The sequence below is a fragment of the Acinetobacter sp. WY4 genome (genome assembly GCF_018438165.1).
GTDB lineage: Bacteria > Pseudomonadota > Gammaproteobacteria > Pseudomonadales > Moraxellaceae > Acinetobacter.
The window spans coordinates 2,246,139-2,263,293 of record NZ_CP053947.1 but is presented as its reverse complement, the minus strand read 5'-3'; the positions used below and the strand labels follow the sequence as shown (position 1 = coordinate 2,263,293).

Sequence of the window (17,155 nt, the reverse complement as noted above, 5' to 3'; positions counted from 1 at the left end):
CTTATTTCACACTTTCTAGCAAGCTACGGTCGATAAACTCCTGACCAGAAACAACAGCTTTCTTTGCGGCGTCCCGTAAAATCGTTCGCAGATTACCTAAGTTTCCATCTGTAATATCATGCAGATATTTTACTGTTGCTGGTTCAGCCAGTTTTGAAGCCTGTTTGAGGGGAAGAACTTTCTCAAATTTATTTACCATAGCTTGAAAGTCTTTATCTAGTTTCCATAAGGGCAAATTAACCACACGAAAACGGCTGACATGCTGTGGATCAGTACGCAGAACACTAATTGCTTCTTCTGTACCAAACCCAACAATGGGTATCTGTGTTTCATTACACAAATACTTAATCGCATTCATTACTGTTCTTTGCTTAATCGGACTGCCACATAATAGAGAATTCATTTCGTCGATAATGAGGAGCTTTACCTCATAAAGTTTAAGGCAATGGACCACTTGGTAACGTAGCTTCGCAACGGGATCTCTTTCTCGAAAAGGAACCCAGAACTTATCAAGAATAGCCATATACAGAGCTTTTTCATCAGGGGAAACAGGTGCCTGTACAATGATTACAGGTTTTACTGCATTATTTTCTGCATTGACATAACCCTCCCCATACAGCTTAAAGAACTGGTTAATAATTGAGGTTTTACCATTATTTGGCTTACTCAATACCAGTAAGTTGGGCATACGGCTCCGCTTAGGAAGTGTCAGGAATCCTTTCAATTGGTCTAACAAGTCATTGGCTGCTGGATACCCAATCCATCGGTCCTCTTCCAGGAAGTAGAGTCTGTCCTCATTAGACTGTTCCACAATAGGGCGAAACTCTTGAAAAACATGTGAATAGTTACTCATGAAATATCCTCATCATTTTCCAGCTCATCGAGAGGCAATAAACCATATACGTTTTCAAGCTGTTGCTCCAAAATCGTACTCTCTTGTTGAGGTTTTTTGCCCTGAATTGAAGCAGGGTTAACACTCTGTTGATGTTGGGTACTGCGCTGATGTGATCTGCGAGCCCGTCGAGTTTTAGTACTTGCCTCCTGAACACGCTCCCGAAGTTTAGCTAGAGCCTGTCCAAGTTCATGATCTTTTAGATATTCGCCAGTTTCCTTTTTCAGTTCCTGAATCTTTTTGTGTTCCCAAATACTAAATGGTGGAATACTTTGATCCGCTAAAGGAACCTTAAAATAATTTTTGATTTCGGGATCAAAGAACCATATCTCACTAATATTTCTTGGATCACGCCTAAAGATAAATTTACGTTTTTCCTTTTGATTATCAGGGTCTACAGCATTAATCCAACCTCTTAGTACATCAGCATAATAAGCAAGACCATCAATTGTTACACCTGTTGTTTGAATCGTCCTTTCAAAACTTGGTAGAAAATCAAGAAAGAAATTATGATCATTTGCAGGCAATCTAGCAGCCCCAGAACCTAACGTGTTTTTATCACCAAAGATACCTAACTCAAAAGCATGTAGTGGAGAAGTACCTAAAGCAGAGTGTTTCCTTTTGTGGTAAACATTACAGATAAAATCAATCAGCCAGTCCTCAAATTCGGAGAATGTGAAAACTGCTTCCGCATCTGAGTTATAGCCTTTTCTTTCAAAAATATTTGAAAAAGTTGTTCCTGGAACTGCGTGAATATCGGTTGCAAATGTTCCCATCAAACGTTCAATGTGCCCGCCAAAACGTGGTTTTTTAACTGGTCGGTATTCCAGACGAATATCATGTGCCATACAAGCATTTCTGAAAGTTTCTGAGTGAAACTCAGGTCCATTATCGACATGAATGGTGTTCATAATTCCCCAGACAGGCCATTCAGCTTGAATCTTGCGCGAAGCTAGCCATTTCTCTTTGGGCAGTACAGCTTGAGAAACGCTCATTGCAATAGACATAACAGAGGGGGCATCTAATGATAAGTAATATCCCACAACTACCCTTGAACGCACATCAATTGCCAACGTAAGAAAAGGTCGTCCTATAGGACACCTGCTAAAATCATCAACCAGAATAAGATCAACAGGCGTATGGTCAATCTGTACGACGGCAAGTGGATAATCAGCATGAGGGAATTTCCCTGCGGCAGGTGTAAATTTGTTATCGGCCTTTTCCTTATGTCCCCTCTTACGAAGAGAGTCTCTCTGGCTAATCGCTGCAATACGATTTCTTACTGTATTGGCATGAGGCACCTCTAGGATATGGTATTCATGACATAAGCGTTTCACTTCAAGTACAACTTTTTGAACACTTATTCTTTGATTAGTTAGGTATAAATCCTTGATGGCTTTTTCAATGATTGCTTCAGCATGTTTATTAATTATCTTCTTGCCTTGTGGCAATCCCTCTTTTCTGGGCCGCAATCCATCAATAGTTCCATATGCCTTATAGATTTTTAACCATCTATAGATAGTGGCTGGATTAATATCATGTTCTTGGGCTCGTAACTCTACTTCCTTACGACCACTCACGCCTCCCTCAATGAAAGGTCGGATGATGTTGAAACGTCTTTCAGCCTCAATCCAGTCTTTATCAGCGATGAGCTCTAGATCTTCATACTGTTCCACAGCTATTGATGGCCTTAATTCACTGATAGCCGCGATACTTTTCCTGCCAGTATTATTGTTTTCAACAAAAACCGATTTTAGGTCAATGACTTCAATAATCGTATGGGGAATCCCTTTTATCTGAACCGGCTCCCCAGCAGCTATTTTGATATTCACACGTCTATCATTCATGACAACTCCCATTTACCCAAAGTTCAGTAGATGGCTGTAAAGGCATACTTAAATCGCAAACCAGATAACCATGAGCAACTAAATACCAGATTTGACTAATTCCATTGGCTCTGTCCCATTTTCCAAGAAAATGTCTGGCTAATAGAGTCTCAAAAGTTACTGCTCCTCGATCTCTCACATAATCCAATAAGTGCTTTGAATCAGCAGGGGGAAATTCCATCTTTCGGTACTTTTGTAAAAACATGGCATTCGACCATAACTGGTCCCGAATACGCCCCTCATGTGCAATATGAAATTTCCAACCCTCTTCTTTGCATACCCTCATGGCAGCACGATATCTAGCTTTCCATAGATGCAAATTAAGTTGCAATTCATCTGTAGGTTTTACTTCAACCAGTTTAGGTGCAATAAATGGAATAAAATCATTATGCTTATAAGTTACTAGGTAGTCAGGGGTGTAAACTCGTTTCTGTCCATTATCAAAATACTCAATGGTAAATGGTTGAGACTCAACAGCAAGAACATTGGGATCAACCTCTAATCGAATAAGGAAATCCCGTTCAAGAGTTGATTCAAAGGCAACTGCGGAATCTTTTTTAAAAGGATATAAACCAGATACACTGATACGTGTATTACCAATTTTTCTTCGAGCTGGTACGATGTTAACGGTGTCGCATGATTGATTGTTCATTCTAGGTTCCGTTGCATAGTTCTTTATAAAATTTGTCGCATAGTTCTTTATAAAAGGTGGTCTAAGTCTTTGACCCTAGCTTATATTGTCGCATAGTTCTTTGTAAATAACAGCGGCTCACACCCCAAGCCAGGAGAAATTACCCTGGCACATTTAGGGGTTTTATTTCTGGACGAACTGCCTGAATTCGACCGCAAAGTGCTGGAGGTTCTACGTCAGCCTTTGGAAGCCAAGGAAATCGTCATTTCCCGGGCATCACGCCAAATTACCTTTCCGGCTAATTTCCAGTTGGTGGCTGCCATGAATCCATGTCCATGTGGGTATGCATTCAATCAAGATATCCGCTGCCAATGTTCACCCGAAAGTATTAAACGCTATCAGAACCGGATTTCAGGCCCGTTGCTGGATCGGATTGATTTGCATATTGATGTACCGCCATTACAAGCGCATGAATTACAGGACAATCGACCTACAGAAAACTCAGAAACGGTTAGACAACGCGTCATTGCAGCCTATGAAATTCAGATGCAACGGCAAAATACCTTGAATATGAGTTTGAGTCCAAAGCAGTTAGAGCAATATGCCGCATTAGATCAGTCTGCTCAGAATATGCTTGAAATGGCTCAGCAAAAACTGAATTTATCAGCGCGCGGCTATCATCGGGTCTTGCGTGTTGCACGCACCATTGCCGATTTAAATCAAAGTCCAGATATTCAAAGTCAGCATCTTTCGGAGGCCCTGTCTTATCGCGGGCAGCAGCAGATTTAGATCATTAAAAAAAGGCGACCTAAGGTCGCCTTTTTATCTAAAGAGGATTAGAAGCTATAACCCAGTCCAAATACGACTTTATTCTTTTGTTTTTCATCAAAACGATCATAACCACCCAAGATATAATTCATGCTTGCAGTTACACCTGTGTCACCAAGTGGCTTGCTTAAACCGATGTCAAAATGACGGAAACCAAAACTTTCTGTAGTTCCTTCAATAAAGTCACCTGATTTTTCATAAGCGTATAAGCCTAAAGCTGTATCCAAGCTGAAATCTTGTGGTAAAGCATAGCTATAATTAGCTTTTAAATAGGTATCACCTGCATTGCCCCAAGTAGTATCTTCAAGAAGAGTTTGTGCTGTAACGCCCAAATCTTTATAGCTCATACCCAGTAACAGCTCAAATCCATCAGAATTGACATCAGATTCATAATAATAATAGTAGGTCGTACCGATCGTTAAACCTAAGTCATCATTGACTGCATGGCTATAGCCAGCATAGAAGTTATTTTCGAAAGCATCACGTCCTTCTTCAGACAAAGGGTAATCTAGCGTAGATCCCCACCAACCTGCATAGAAGCCAGACGCATGGTTATAATCAAGTCCACCTTGTAAGGTAGCGCCGCTATTTTCAGGAATGTTAGTAATACCACGCAAGTTATAGCTCGAAAGTACGCTGATATTTCCAGATACCGTATGTTCAGCAACAGGTTCTTCAGCAAAAGTAAAAGAAGATACAGCGCCCAATAAAGCAAGAGATAATACTTTTAATGTTAATTTCATTGTGTGGCTCCCCCCAGATCGTCTGAGACGTTTTTATGATCATTGATTAAACTCAAACTCAAAATTTGCAAGAGCTATGCCAATCTGGATAAAAGGAACCAAAATAATAAATCTAAAAATATAAATAAAATTTAAGTTATTGTTTTTAATTTAAAATTTGAATTATAAAAAACTGAATTATCTAGGCTTTCTTTTAAATAAATGTATTTAAGGCTATTTCATCACTTTTTTAATACTTATACATAATCATTTACAATTTGCCCCATTTTGATTCCATTTTTGTAATGATTAAAATTTGTGCTAAAAAATAGTGCGTAATTTTTGATCATATTTTTCTCCCGTTTCAAAATAAATAAGCTGATCACATTCATTTCACCACTTTAGAAATATCATTTATAATTTCCAATAAAATTATGTTTTTACTCACTTTTTACCGATAGGTTAGAAATTAATCACATCAAATCCTTGCTATTGTTTAATTTGAGTTAAAAAAATCTAAACTTTAGTGGAATATATCCAATAAAAAATGACATTTTTTCAGCAATTCTTATACAATTCCTAAAAAATTCCGATCAATTTGTATAAGGCTCTCTTCCCAATGCAAAATTCAAAAAAATTAACATTAGCAGTTTTGATTCAGGCTGCTTTGGTTTCTACCGCTTTCGCTAGCGAGCAAAGCGAGTCTAAAGGTTTTGTAGAAGATGCTGAAGGTTCTGTACTTTTCCGTACCGGCTATTTGCACCGTGACAAGAAAAATAACGTACCAGATACGAGCTCATTTGCACAAACTGCGATTGTTAAACTAGACTCTGGCTTTACTCAAGGTACTGTAGGCTTTGGTGCTGGTATTATTGGTGATGCTTCATTTAAATTGGGTGAAAATGGTCATACTGGCAATGATATGATCCCAGTCCACCCTCAAAATAATGCTGATGGTACTAAAGATGCTTATGACCACTGGGCTCGTGGCGGTGCATATGTGAAAGCTCGTGTATCAAATACGACTGCGACTTACGGTACTCAGGTTTTAGACTTACCTGTACTTGCAAGCAATACTGCGCGTTTAGTGCCTGAATACTATACTGGCGTATTGGTTCAAAGTAACGAAATTGAAAACTTAAACCTGATTGCTGGTAAATTCACAGAAAATCAGCTTTCCAACCAAATCAATTCCGATGGTGCAAAGCTGGATCGTGCAGTGGTTTGGGGCGCGAAATATAAATTTAATGATGCAGTTAATGCTTCTTATTATGGTACAGACATTAAAGACCGCTTAGACCGCCACTATGTTAATGCCAACTATAGCTATGCATTGGCAGATAAAAGCACATTAACTCATGATTTCAGTGGTTACCATACAAAATGGGATAAAGAAGCAAATCCATATCTTTATTCTCAAATCGGCTCACCAGATGATTCATTCGATAATACTATTTTAGCTTTATCTACAACTTATAATCATGGTCCACATAATGTCATGCTTGCTTACCAGCAAAATTTTGGTAACACTGGCTATGACTATGGTTTGGGTACAGGCGTAGGTGATGGTAAACAATCGATTTATATGCCGAATTCATACCTGTCTGACTTTATTGGTAATGACGAAAAATCAGCGCAACTTCAATATACATTTGACTTTGGTGCTGTAAATGTTCCTGGATTATCTTGGACATCTGCTTTTGTTTATGGTTGGGATATTAAAGCTACTAACAATGCAGGTACTATGATCAGTGATAATGAGCATGAGCGCGAATTCTTTAACCAAGTGAAATATACTGTTCAGTCTGGTTTTGCGAAAGATGCAAGCTTACGTCTTCGTCATTCTTACTACCGTGCAAGTGATGATTATCAATCTAACTACATTGGTGACACTAATGAATGGCGTATCTGGTTAGACATTCCTGTAAAATTATTCTAATTCACACGAATTTCAAGCCATAAAAAAACCTGCACATTGTGCAGGTTTTTTTATTTCAGGCTTTAAAATTTTAAAGCCTAGACCACAGAAAGCGATTATTTGTTTGCTTCTGCATAAGCTGCAATTGAATCCAGTACTTCTTGTTTCGCAACATCAGCACTTTCCCAACCACTGAGCTTGACCCATTTTCCTGGCTCTAAATCTTTGTAGTGCTGGAAGAAATGTTCGATCTGGCTAATCAACAATGGAGGAAGATCAGTATATTCCTGAACATCTTTGTAGATTGGAGTCAGTTTGTCATGTGGAACTGCAACCAGTTTCGCATCAACACCACCGTCATCTTCCATGTTCAATTTACCGACAGGACGGCAACGAATCACAGAACCTGGCTCTACTGGATGAGGCGTTACAACCAGTACGTCTAATGGATCACCATCAAGCGATAGTGTGTTTGGTACATAACCGTAGTTTGCTGGGTAGAACATTGCTGTACCCATGAAACGGTCTACAAATAACGCATCAGAATCTTTATCGATTTCGTATTTGATTGGTGCTGCATTTGCAGGAATTTCGATGATCACATAGATATCGTTTGGCGCATCTTTACCCGCTGGGATATTGCTGTAGCTCATAGCATCACTCTTTAACAAGTTATATCTTTTAAAAAACCGCGACAATTATAACGGTTTTTAAAGATTTTTTTGGATTTTAAAATATCGAACTGTAAATATGTCCGCAGACCTGATGACTTAAACCAACTTGATGATCAGCAGCAATAAGGTCACAGGACATAACATCGAGAGCAACCATACGATAGAGCGTAAAGTCGCCCAGTTGGCCAAATAGCAGATTCCGTACAACACACGAAAAACCAGATAAGCCACACCAAAAATCATGACCAAATCTTGTGATATCACCATGTACTCTGCCATCAAGATCGCAGCAATAAAGAGTGGTAAACTTTCAAAGCTATTCTGCTGGGCAGCATTGGCGCGACTGGCCAAGCCTGAAGACTTTTCTAAAAATGCCCGTGGATTCTGATTGTCTTTAGTGCTGAAGCCTGCTGATTTTTTTGCAATCAATGTAAACACATAAGGCAAAAGACAAGCGGCCAAAATGAGATAAATAACCCCACTAATGCTGTGCATCTGTTTTTTCTCATGAAAATTTTATCTCTATCATAGCATGGCATTTCGTGAATAAATTTTGTTAAATAGAGTGCTTTTTATTACTTGTTAAGGATTCACTATGGTCGCGCCTGATCAAAATGAAATGTTCGATGTCCTCGAGAAACAACGCCAGCATCAACGTCAAGTGGATCGCGTATTAAAAATTGTCCTACCGATTGTGGCATTTCTGATGGCTGTCATTTGTGCCAATATGAATATCTGGTCACCAATCTTCACCTTTGCCATTTTATGGATTGCCTTTTATTTCGTCGGTATCAAGCGTACGCCTCTCTGGCACTGGCTGGTCGCGATTCTGGTGTATTGCTTGGTCGATAACATTCTAAGTTATGGCAGCTTTAATCAAACCGGATTTACTCGCCAGTTTGGCACCATGTTTATCTTCTTGGGAGTAGTTGGTGTAGGTCGTCCTTATTTTGATCGCTGGTTAATGAAAAAATAAAAAGTCCAAATCAAAAAAGCGCCTGACGGCGCTTTTTTTTTCTTATAGGTATTAGGCTGTTTTACGTAAATCTTTACGCAGGATTTTACCTACGTTTGATTTTGGCAATTCATCCATAAACTCGACATAACGTGGACGTTTATAACCGGTCAGGTTTTCTTTAGCGAATGCTAAAACTTCTTCTGTGGTTAAAGACGGATCTTTTTTCACGACAAACAGTTTTGGCACTTCACCTGATTTTTCATCAGGCACACCAATCGCAGCCACTTCCAGTACTTTTGGATGAGTTGCTACAACTTCTTCAATCTCAGATGGGTAGACGTTAAAACCAGACACTAGAATCATGTCTTTCTTACGGTCTACGATTTTCACATAACCACGTGAATCCATGACACCGATATCACCGGTACGGAAGAAACCATTCACCATGACTTTTTCAGTTTCATCTGGACGGTTCCAATAGCCTTTCATGACCTGAGGACCACGGATTGAAATTTCACCTTGCTCACCCAGTGGAACTTCATTGCCTTCATCATCCAGAATAGCCACTTCAGTCAATGGTAATGGAATACCAATAGTGCCACTGAATTCTTCAGACGCAGGTGGGTTTGCTGTTGCCACCGGAGAAGTTTCAGACAAGCCATAACCTTCAACGATATTGGTTCCGGTAACTTTCTTCCATGCTGCTGCAGTAGAAGGAAGTACCGCCATACCGCCGCCCATCGCCATTTTCAGTTTACTATGATCAAGTTGCTTGAACTCTTCATTGTTTACCAGCGCATTGAACAATGTGTTCACTGCCGGGAAGAAAGTCGGTTGATATTTACGTAGCTCTTTCATTACCGCAGGTAAATCACGCGGGTTTGGAATCAGAACGTTGGCCTGACCTTTGTACATACCGTAAAGTGCACAAACCATGAAAGCAAAGATATGATAAAGCGGCAAAGCACAGAAAATACGGTCATCTGGCTGGCCATCTTGCGCACCAAATTTACTCTGGAAGATACCGTCACACTGCAACATGTTCGCAACCAGGTTACGATGTGTCAGTTCAGCGCCTTTAGATACGCCTGTGGTACCACCTGTGTATTGAAGAACTGCTGTATCGCTAAGGGTCAATTCAGGGCGTTTATAGTTACTTGGATTAACTTTAGATAACGCCGCATTGAATCTCACATGGCCTGGAATATCCCAAGCTGGAATTTGCTTGCGCACAGAACGCAGTACAAAGTTTACCAATGTTCCTTTCAAGGCACCCAGCATGTCACCGACAGAAGCCACTACAACATGCTTCACCGGTGTTTTACCAATAATCGCCTGGTAAACAGATGCAAAGTTCTCAATAATCACCAGAACTTCAGCACCTGAGTCATTCAATTGATGCTCAAGTTCACGCGATGTGTAGAGTGGATTCACGTTGACCAATACCAAACCTGCGCGGAACACCCCAAGTGCCACAACCGGATACTGAAGAACGTTTGGCATCATCACTGCCACACGTGAACCTTTTGCCAACCCCAAGCTTTGTAGATAAGTTGCAAACTTGCGGCTCGCCTCTTCCAATTCATTGAAAGTCATGGCCTTATCCATAAAGATAAAGGCATCACGCGAGCCGAATTTTTGGAAATTACGCTCAAAAATATCTACTAGAGAAGTATTTTCTGCTGGTAATTCTACTGTTTCTGGAATCCCTGTTTTTTGGTATTCAGCAAACCAAATTTTTTCCATAATGGCCATCTCTCCAATCATAATCCTTAGTATTTCAACTGTTTTTTTCAATATCACACGCCATTTTTAGACTTGTATATGTGCGATATTGCATCCATCTTGTTGAATCGTTGTTCATATATAACGTATTTCGCAGGATGGATGCTAGTCTTATCTTTGAATCAACAGTTTATTTGCTTTTTGATATCCGCGTGGTAAAAGCTGTCCTTTTGCACCGCGCTTACCGATATATTTGCGCAAATCATCCCCTTTTAATTTTAACTGCTGTTGTCCTGCAAGCACTTGAATTATTTCATCAAGCTTCAATATTGTCATGGACAAAATTTGTTCATCACCTTCAAGTTGTATCAATTTATTTCCTTTACCTTTGTTCAGTACAGGTAATTCTGCTAAATCGACAATCAACAGGCGTCCTGCTGAACTGAGCAGTGCAACATGTGTGGCATCTTCGAGTGGCTGCAGGTTCATGACCTCTGCCCCTTCAGATAAATTCAGGAAAGCTTTCCCGGCTTTGGCACTGGTATCCAGCTGCTTGGCCTGGGTTTTAAAGCCATAGCCTTTGTTGCTTGCTGCTAGAATTTCAGTTTCATCCTCTGCCACCAGAACCTGTTTAAAACCTACCCCGCTGCCTGGAGACAGTTTTGAACTGAGTGGTTCGCCGAGACCACGCGCAGATGGCAGCGTGTTGATGGCCAAGGCATAGCTACGCCCAGTGTCATCTAATACATAAACGCGTTGATTGGATTTGCCCTGTGCATGACTCAAGTATTGATCACCAGCACGGAAATTCAGATTTTCTGCATCGACTTCATGACCTTTGGCACAGCGAATCCAGCCAGCTTCTGATAACACCACCGTTACCGGATCGGCCGGCAACATTTCAGTTTCATTAATTGCAGCAGCTTCGGCACGCTGTACGATTGGCGAACGGCGATCATCGCCAAATTTCTTGGCATCGTCTTTCAGCTCAGAAATGATCAAGCTTTTTAAAGATTCCGGATTGGCCAGTTGTTCACGAATCACTGCCGCTTTCGCTTCCAGTTCTTCCTGCTCACGGCGCATTTCCATTTCTTCAAGCTTGGCTAAATGACGCAATTTTAGTTCTAGAATCGCTTCGGCCTGAATCTCGTCAATATTAAAACGCTGCATCAGTACCGGCTTGGGCTGATCTTCCTCACGGATAATCTGAATCACTTCATCAATATTCAGATAGGCAATGATCAGACCGCCGAGAATATGTAGGCGTTTTTCGATCTTGTTCAGATGATATTGCAGACGGCGTGTTACCGTGGTTTTACGGATTTCAATCCATTCCAGTAAAATACGACGAATCGATTTCACCTGTGGACGGCCATCGGCACCAATCATGTTCATATTGACACGATAACTGGATTCCAGATCGGTGGTGGCAAATAAATGACTCATCACCGATTCGGCATCAATACGATTCGAACGCAGAACAATGACTAAACGGGTTGGATTGGCATGATCCGATTCATCCCGTACATCACTGACCAGTGGCAGTTTTTTGGCCTGCATCTGATCGGCAATCTGGGTGATGATTTTGGAGCCTGAGACCTGATATGGCAGTTCGGTGATGATAATTTCGTTTTTATCGACGCTATAGACCGCACGCATGCGATAACTGCCACGACCTGTGGTCTGAATTTTTAACAGTTCAGCAGGCGGGGTGATAATTTCGGCTTTGGTCGGCAAGTCTGGCGCAGGAATATATTCTGCGATTTTTTCATCGGTCAGGTTCGGATTACGAATTAGCGCAATCGTCCCTTTGACCACTTCACGCAGGTTATGCGGTGGAATGTCTGTGGCCATACCGACAGCAATACCAGTGGTGCCATTCAGCAAGATGTTCGGTACACGGGCCGGCAAGTTCACCGGTTCTTTCATCGAACCGTCAAAGTTGTCCTGCCATTCACAGGTGCCCTGTCCCAGTTCAGACAGTAATAGTTCACTGTACTGGGAAAGCTTGGCTTCGGTATAACGCATCGCTGCGAAAGACTTTGGATCATCTGGTGAACCCCAGTTGCCCTGCCCTTCAATAAACGGGTAACGATAACTAAAGGGCTGTGCCATCAGCACCATGGCTTCATAACAGGCCGAGTCACCATGCGGATGGTATTTACCCAGTACGTCACCGACTGTACGTGCCGATTTCTTTGGTTTGCTGGTCCATTTCAGGCCCAGCTCACTCATGGCATAGACAATCCGGCGCTGTACCGGTTTCAGGCCATCGCTAATATGAGGGAGTGCCCGATCCATAATCACGTACATGGCGTAATTCAGATAAGCTTGTTCGGTAAATTCTGCTACGGAGCGGTTTTCTGTCGCATGATGCGCAAGGCTTGTCATAACAACCTATAGTCCTAAATAATTCGTTTTTGTATCAATGTTTCTTATGCTAAGTCGTGGCTGTAGATGACACAAGGGCATCAAATCGTTCAGCGCGACAATTTGTGTCTTATGGCCTAAAAATATCCACTTTATAGGCCCTAAGCAACTAAAAAATCATTCCCTTTATAAGCCCATCGATTCGAGGGTCTTGCCTTTGGTTTCTTCACCCAAGACCAGAATCACAATCGCGACAGCGACCAGAACTGCCGTAAACATGGTAAAGACATAGCTAAAGCCATTCGGCATACCCATCAGATGGGTTACGGCAAAAGGTGCCGCGATACCGCCAATCCGGCCAACAGCCCCGGCCCAGCCTGAACCAAAGGCACGGATATTGGTCGGATATTGTTCCGGCGTATAAGTATAGAGTACGCCCCAGGCACCCAGATTAAAGAAGGACATCAGACAGCCCCAAATCACGATTTCAGTAACACTACCCGACTGACCAAAGAAATAGGCCGAGACCGCGCACATGCCAATAAAGCCGGCCAAAGTCGGCTTACGACCGAGTTTTTCGACCAGCCATGCCGCCACAAGATAACCGGGCAGCTGCGCCAGAATCATAATCAGCACATATTCAAATGACTGTACGATGCTATAGCCTTCTTTGACCAGTAAGCTTGGCAACCAGGTAAAAATGCCATAATAGGAGAAAATAATACCGAACCAGATCAGCCAGAGCATGAGCGTACGGCGCGCAAAGATACCCGACCATAGCTGGGAAAATGAAATATTCTGCTTCTCTGCGACCGGTTTCACTTCAAAGATTTCATAAACTTGAACGCCACATTTCGCTTCAATCTTTTTCACCAGTGCCGAGGCTTCTTCTATACGGCCACGGTTAATCAGGAATGGAATAGATTCCGGCACCATTTTCCAGATCACGATGGCATACAGCGCAGGCAGGCCACCAATCATAAAAGCGGTTTGCCAACCAAAATCTGGAATAACAAAGCGCGATACCAGCGCCGCGACCAGCCAGCCCAATCCCCAGAAACTTTCCAGCAAGACAATAAAACGGCCACGTACACGCGCAGGAATATATTCACTGACCAGCGTTACGGCCACGGGTAACTGACCACCCAAGCCTAAACCAACGATAAAACGGAACACTAATAGCCAGGTCAAATTTGGTGCAAAAGCGCAGGCCGCCGTAGCCAAGCTATAAATGACCAGGGTCGCAGCAAAGACTGTTTTACGGCCAAAACGGTCTGCCAGGCCACCTGAACAAATCGCCCCGATCGCCATGCCGACAAAACCGATCGACACCACCCAGCTTTTTTGATCCGCAGTCATCTGCCAGTCTTCAGCCATTTTGGCCAGGATAAAGGAAATCAATCCGGTATCCATCGCATCAAACATCCAGCCCAGTCCAATCACCACCAGCAAGGTGTAGTGAAACCTACCAATCGGTAAGCGTTGTATGCGAGAAACTAAATCCATAACAAAAATCTCTGATCAGGTGGAACGGGAGATGCTGCTTTCTCAACAGGTGGGCTGCTTTATATTTTTTATACTACGAATTGAGCTGAATGCGGCTATTTTTATTGCCGCACTTTATACATTTAAAAATTAAGATTCGTCTTTGGAAGATGCCGAGTGCTCATCATCATCTTTATAAATGAATTTTGGCATTTCCAGACCAAAATAGATGGCGATCAGACGTAAGCTAAAACCAAAAATCAGGGTAGACAAAATGGTCAGATCCTGCGACAAGCCGTAGTGGCTACAGAGCCAGTAAAAGATCACTGAAACAAAGGCAATACTGGCATACAGTTCACGGCGGAACACCAGCGGCACGTCATTACATAAAATGTCACGCAAAATCCCGCCAGACACACCGGTCAAGACACCCGCAACGGCGCTGACCACAAAACCATGTCCCATTTCCAGGGCAATCTGACAGCCAATAATGGTAAAGCCAATCAGGCCCAAGGCATCCAGCACCAGGAAGACATTACGTAACTGTCGCATCCATTTGGCAATCAGGATAGTGACGAAGGCTGCGCAACAGGTCAGCACCAGATATTCGGGATGTTTGACCCAGGTCAGGGGATAATGTCCGAGCAGAACATCGCGGACCGAACCACCACCCAGTGCAGTAACACAGGCAATAATCATCACGCCAAACCAGTCCATGCTGCGCCGGCCAGCGGACAGTGCCCCGGTCATGGCTTCAGCGGTAATTGCAATAATATAGATGACGGTCAGTAACATCGCCCTGCTTCCACCTGAGGCTTTGAGATGGCGGCTATTCTAAGCTAAATCTGTGTGAAAGTTATAAGAATCCGGCACAACATTGCTTAAATTTTTTACCTGAACCACAAATACAGGGCTGTTTCATGCCGAGGGTCTGATCCGTGGTCGGATCCAGGAAATACCAGCGACCTTCCAGCTTCACAAAATGTGAAACTTCATGATGTATCTGTGCCTGCTTACCATCATGATAATGAGCCTTGAACTCAACCAATGCATGATTTTTATCTAATTTTTCATCGGCTTGAACTATCTCAAGCTTTAACCACTGATTGGCTTTGCTCCAATCGCTAATCGCCTGCAGGTCCAGTGCCTGTTGCTGACCCAGCGCGGTGGTGGTTTTGATGTAATCGATTTCATGCTTCGCGAAGGCACTATAACGGGAACGCATGAGTTGCTGCGCAGTCTCTGCGACCCGTTGTCCTGCATGTAAGGGCTGACAACAGCTGTGATATTCACCTTGTCCACATGGACATGCTTCTGACATTTCAGTTCCATAAAAATAGCCCGACAATGCGGGCTATTTTAGCAAATTTTTGCGTCCGAACCTTCGCTATAGTCTATTCTTGCACAGGAAGCGGAATGATATGCACTTTATCGATCTTATGGCCGTCCATGGTGACCACTTCAAAGATATGTCCATCTGCTTCAAATTTTTCACCACTATGCGGTAAACGTGCCATATGGAATAATACATAACCGGACAGGGTGGAATATTCTTCAGTTTCATTGACCAGATCACGATCCAGCAATAAGGAAACATGACGGATGTCGGTCGAACCATCCAGAATCAGGCTGCCATCTTCCAGACTTTCTGCAGCAGCTTGCAGCTCATCTTCATCCGGGAATTCACCGGCAATTGCTTCAAGAATATCAATTGGGGTGGCAATCCCTTCAATTGAACCATATTCATTCAGGACAATTGCCATCTGCAATGGAGCCTGACGCAACTGTTCCATCACCATCAAGACCTGGGCATTTTCATGCACAATCACCGGTTCACGTAAGTGCTTTTCAAAATCCAGCACCCCGGTTTCAATGTATTCGTTGAGGACTTTATGGGTCAGTACCACACCGGCAATATTATCCAGTTCACCCCGGGCGATAATCAGACGCGAGTGGCTCATCTGCAATAACTGTTCTTTGATACTGTCAGCGTCATTGTCCAGATCAATCCATTCCAGTTCAGGACGTGGCGTCATTACCGACTTGACCGGACGTTCAGACAGACCCAGTACCCCCTGCACCATGACACTATGATAGATGCCATTGTCATCATTAAAGACTTCATCGGCAAAGGCACGTGTCGCCAGAACATCTTCCGGCTCAGAAGAATCATTGTCCTGAGCAGGTTTGCCGCCGAGCATGCGCATCACTGCTGAAGCAGTACGGTAGCGCATGTCGGTGGTGGTCACCATTTTTTCCTGATTGCGTTTCATGGTCTGGTTAATAAATTCGACAATCACCGAGAAGCCAATTGCAGCATACAGGTAACCTTTCGGAATATGGAAACCGAAGCCTTCGACCACCAGCGAGAAGCCGATCATCATCAGGAAGCCCAGACACAGAATCACCACGGTCGGATGTCTGTTGACGAAATCCATCAGAGCTTTGGATGCCCAGAGCATAATCCCGATGGCAATAATCACGGCAATCATCATCACTGACAGGTCTTTGACCATACCAACCGCAGTAATCACGCTGTCTAATGAGAATACGGCGTCCAGCACCACGATCTGGACAATCACCATCCAGAATACCGCATGGACCGGATTTTCTTCTTTGATGACGGGTTTGGCTTCCAGACGCTCATGCAGTTCCATGGTGCCTTTAAACAGCAGGAACACCCCACCAAACAATAGAATCAGATCGCGGCCCGAGAAAGCATGATCAAAGATGTGGAATAGTGGATCAGTGAGGGTCACTACCCAGGCAATCGAGGCCAGTAAGATCAAACGCATCAGCAGGGCCAGCATCAAGCCGACAATCCGCGCCGTATTACGTTGTTCTGGTGGCAGTTTCTCCGCCAAAATAGCAATGAAAACCAGATTGTCGATCCCGAGTACAATCTCAAGAACAATTAACGTGAGTAAACCGACCCAGGCTGAAGGGTCTGACATCCATTCAAAGATCATACGCTTGGCTCCTGAAGCTCAGGACTGCAGCATGGAATCACCTGACGCTGTGACACAGTAAAACAGAATTTTTTATATTGAATAAGATCAATTATTT

At 42.8% G+C, this 17,155-nt stretch carries 14 protein-coding genes and 1 pseudogene; 3 read left to right on the top strand and 12 right to left on the bottom strand.

The genetic code is table 11. From position 1 onward, the window contains the following. Nucleotide 1: 1 nt before the first annotated feature. The 3 genes from G4D73_RS10530 to G4D73_RS10520 are packed head-to-tail and all read right to left on the bottom strand — an operon-like array spanning nt 2 to nt 3,430. Nucleotides 2-853, bottom strand: coding sequence for a TniB family NTP-binding protein (locus tag G4D73_RS10530; RefSeq protein WP_000073961.1), 852 nt, complete (start codon nt 851-853; stop codon nt 2-4). Continuing rightward, on the bottom strand, nt 850-2,739 hold the full coding sequence (locus G4D73_RS10525) for a Mu transposase C-terminal domain-containing protein (protein ID WP_000999878.1): 1,890 nt from the start codon (nt 2,737-2,739) through the stop codon (nt 850-852). Before G4D73_RS10525 ends, G4D73_RS10530 begins: the two co-directional genes overlap by 4 nt. Then, nucleotides 2,732-3,430 (bottom strand): heteromeric transposase endonuclease subunit TnsA, encoded by a 699-nt coding sequence (locus tag G4D73_RS10520; RefSeq protein ID WP_001064759.1) that lies wholly within the window; start codon nt 3,428-3,430, stop codon nt 2,732-2,734. The genes G4D73_RS10525 and G4D73_RS10520 overlap by 8 nt, the downstream gene beginning before the upstream one ends. Before the next feature lie 114 nt (nt 3,431-3,544). Between G4D73_RS10520 and G4D73_RS10515 the strand changes: the two are divergent. Continuing rightward, nucleotides 3,545-4,198, top strand: a pseudogene (locus G4D73_RS10515) (ATP-binding protein); the annotation flags it as partial. Nucleotides 4,199-4,245: 47 nt separating this feature from the next. On the opposite strand, the gene G4D73_RS10510 reads toward G4D73_RS10515, so the two are convergent. Then, nucleotides 4,246-4,980 carry a TorF family putative porin gene (locus tag G4D73_RS10510; RefSeq protein WP_213686730.1) on the bottom strand — a complete coding sequence of 245 codons (735 nt, stop codon included), beginning with the start codon at nt 4,978-4,980 and terminating at the stop codon, nt 4,246-4,248. A gap of 598 nt (nt 4,981-5,578) precedes the next feature. On the opposite strand from G4D73_RS10510, the gene G4D73_RS10505 reads away from it, so the two are divergent. Next, the gene (locus tag G4D73_RS10505) at nt 5,579-6,898 is read left to right on the top strand and encodes an OprD family outer membrane porin (RefSeq protein ID WP_044108965.1); all 1,320 of its coding nucleotides are present in this window, start codon (nt 5,579-5,581) and stop codon (nt 6,896-6,898) included. Between the two features lie 95 nt (nt 6,899-6,993). Here G4D73_RS10505 and ppa read toward each other — a convergent pair whose 3' ends face one another. Next, nucleotides 6,994-7,530: an inorganic diphosphatase gene (ppa, locus tag G4D73_RS10500; protein WP_005248436.1), complete on the bottom strand. Its 537-nt coding sequence runs from the start codon at nt 7,528-7,530 to the stop codon at nt 6,994-6,996. A gap of 117 nt (nt 7,531-7,647) precedes the next feature. Continuing rightward, nucleotides 7,648-8,046: an MAPEG family protein gene (locus G4D73_RS10495; RefSeq protein ID WP_044108964.1), complete on the bottom strand. Its 399-nt coding sequence runs from the start codon at nt 8,044-8,046 to the stop codon at nt 7,648-7,650. Between the two features lie 100 nt (nt 8,047-8,146). On the opposite strand from G4D73_RS10495, the gene G4D73_RS10490 reads away from it, so the two are divergent. After that, nucleotides 8,147-8,527, top strand: coding sequence for a hypothetical protein (locus tag G4D73_RS10490; RefSeq protein ID WP_005101515.1), 381 nt, complete (start codon nt 8,147-8,149; stop codon nt 8,525-8,527). Between the two features lie 51 nt (nt 8,528-8,578). On the opposite strand, the gene G4D73_RS10485 is transcribed toward G4D73_RS10490, so the two are convergent. The 6 genes from G4D73_RS10485 to G4D73_RS10460 form a co-directional block, all read right to left on the bottom strand. Continuing rightward, nucleotides 8,579-10,255, bottom strand: coding sequence for a long-chain-fatty-acid--CoA ligase (locus G4D73_RS10485; RefSeq protein ID WP_004644897.1), 1,677 nt, complete (start codon nt 10,253-10,255; stop codon nt 8,579-8,581). Between the two features lie 150 nt (nt 10,256-10,405). Next, on the bottom strand, nt 10,406-12,625 hold the full coding sequence (gene parC / locus G4D73_RS10480; RefSeq protein WP_044108963.1) for a DNA topoisomerase IV subunit A: 2,220 nt from the start codon (nt 12,623-12,625) through the stop codon (nt 10,406-10,408). 165 nt (nt 12,626-12,790) lie between these two features. Then, nucleotides 12,791-14,110: an MFS transporter gene (locus tag G4D73_RS10475; protein ID WP_213686729.1), complete on the bottom strand. Its 1,320-nt coding sequence runs from the start codon at nt 14,108-14,110 to the stop codon at nt 12,791-12,793. Nucleotides 14,111-14,239: 129 nt separating this feature from the next. Beyond that, nucleotides 14,240-14,884, bottom strand: a complete 645-nt coding sequence (locus G4D73_RS10470; protein ID WP_004644893.1) for a trimeric intracellular cation channel family protein — start codon at nt 14,882-14,884, stop codon at nt 14,240-14,242. A gap of 61 nt (nt 14,885-14,945) precedes the next feature. Beyond that, the gene (locus G4D73_RS10465; protein ID WP_004644892.1) at nt 14,946-15,410 is read right to left on the bottom strand and encodes a YchJ family protein; all 465 of its coding nucleotides are present in this window, start codon (nt 15,408-15,410) and stop codon (nt 14,946-14,948) included. A 73-nt stretch (nt 15,411-15,483) separates the two neighbouring features. Continuing rightward, nucleotides 15,484-17,058, bottom strand: coding sequence for a TerC family protein (locus G4D73_RS10460; protein WP_044108960.1), 1,575 nt, complete (start codon nt 17,056-17,058; stop codon nt 15,484-15,486). Between the last annotated feature and the right edge of the window lie 97 nt (nt 17,059-17,155).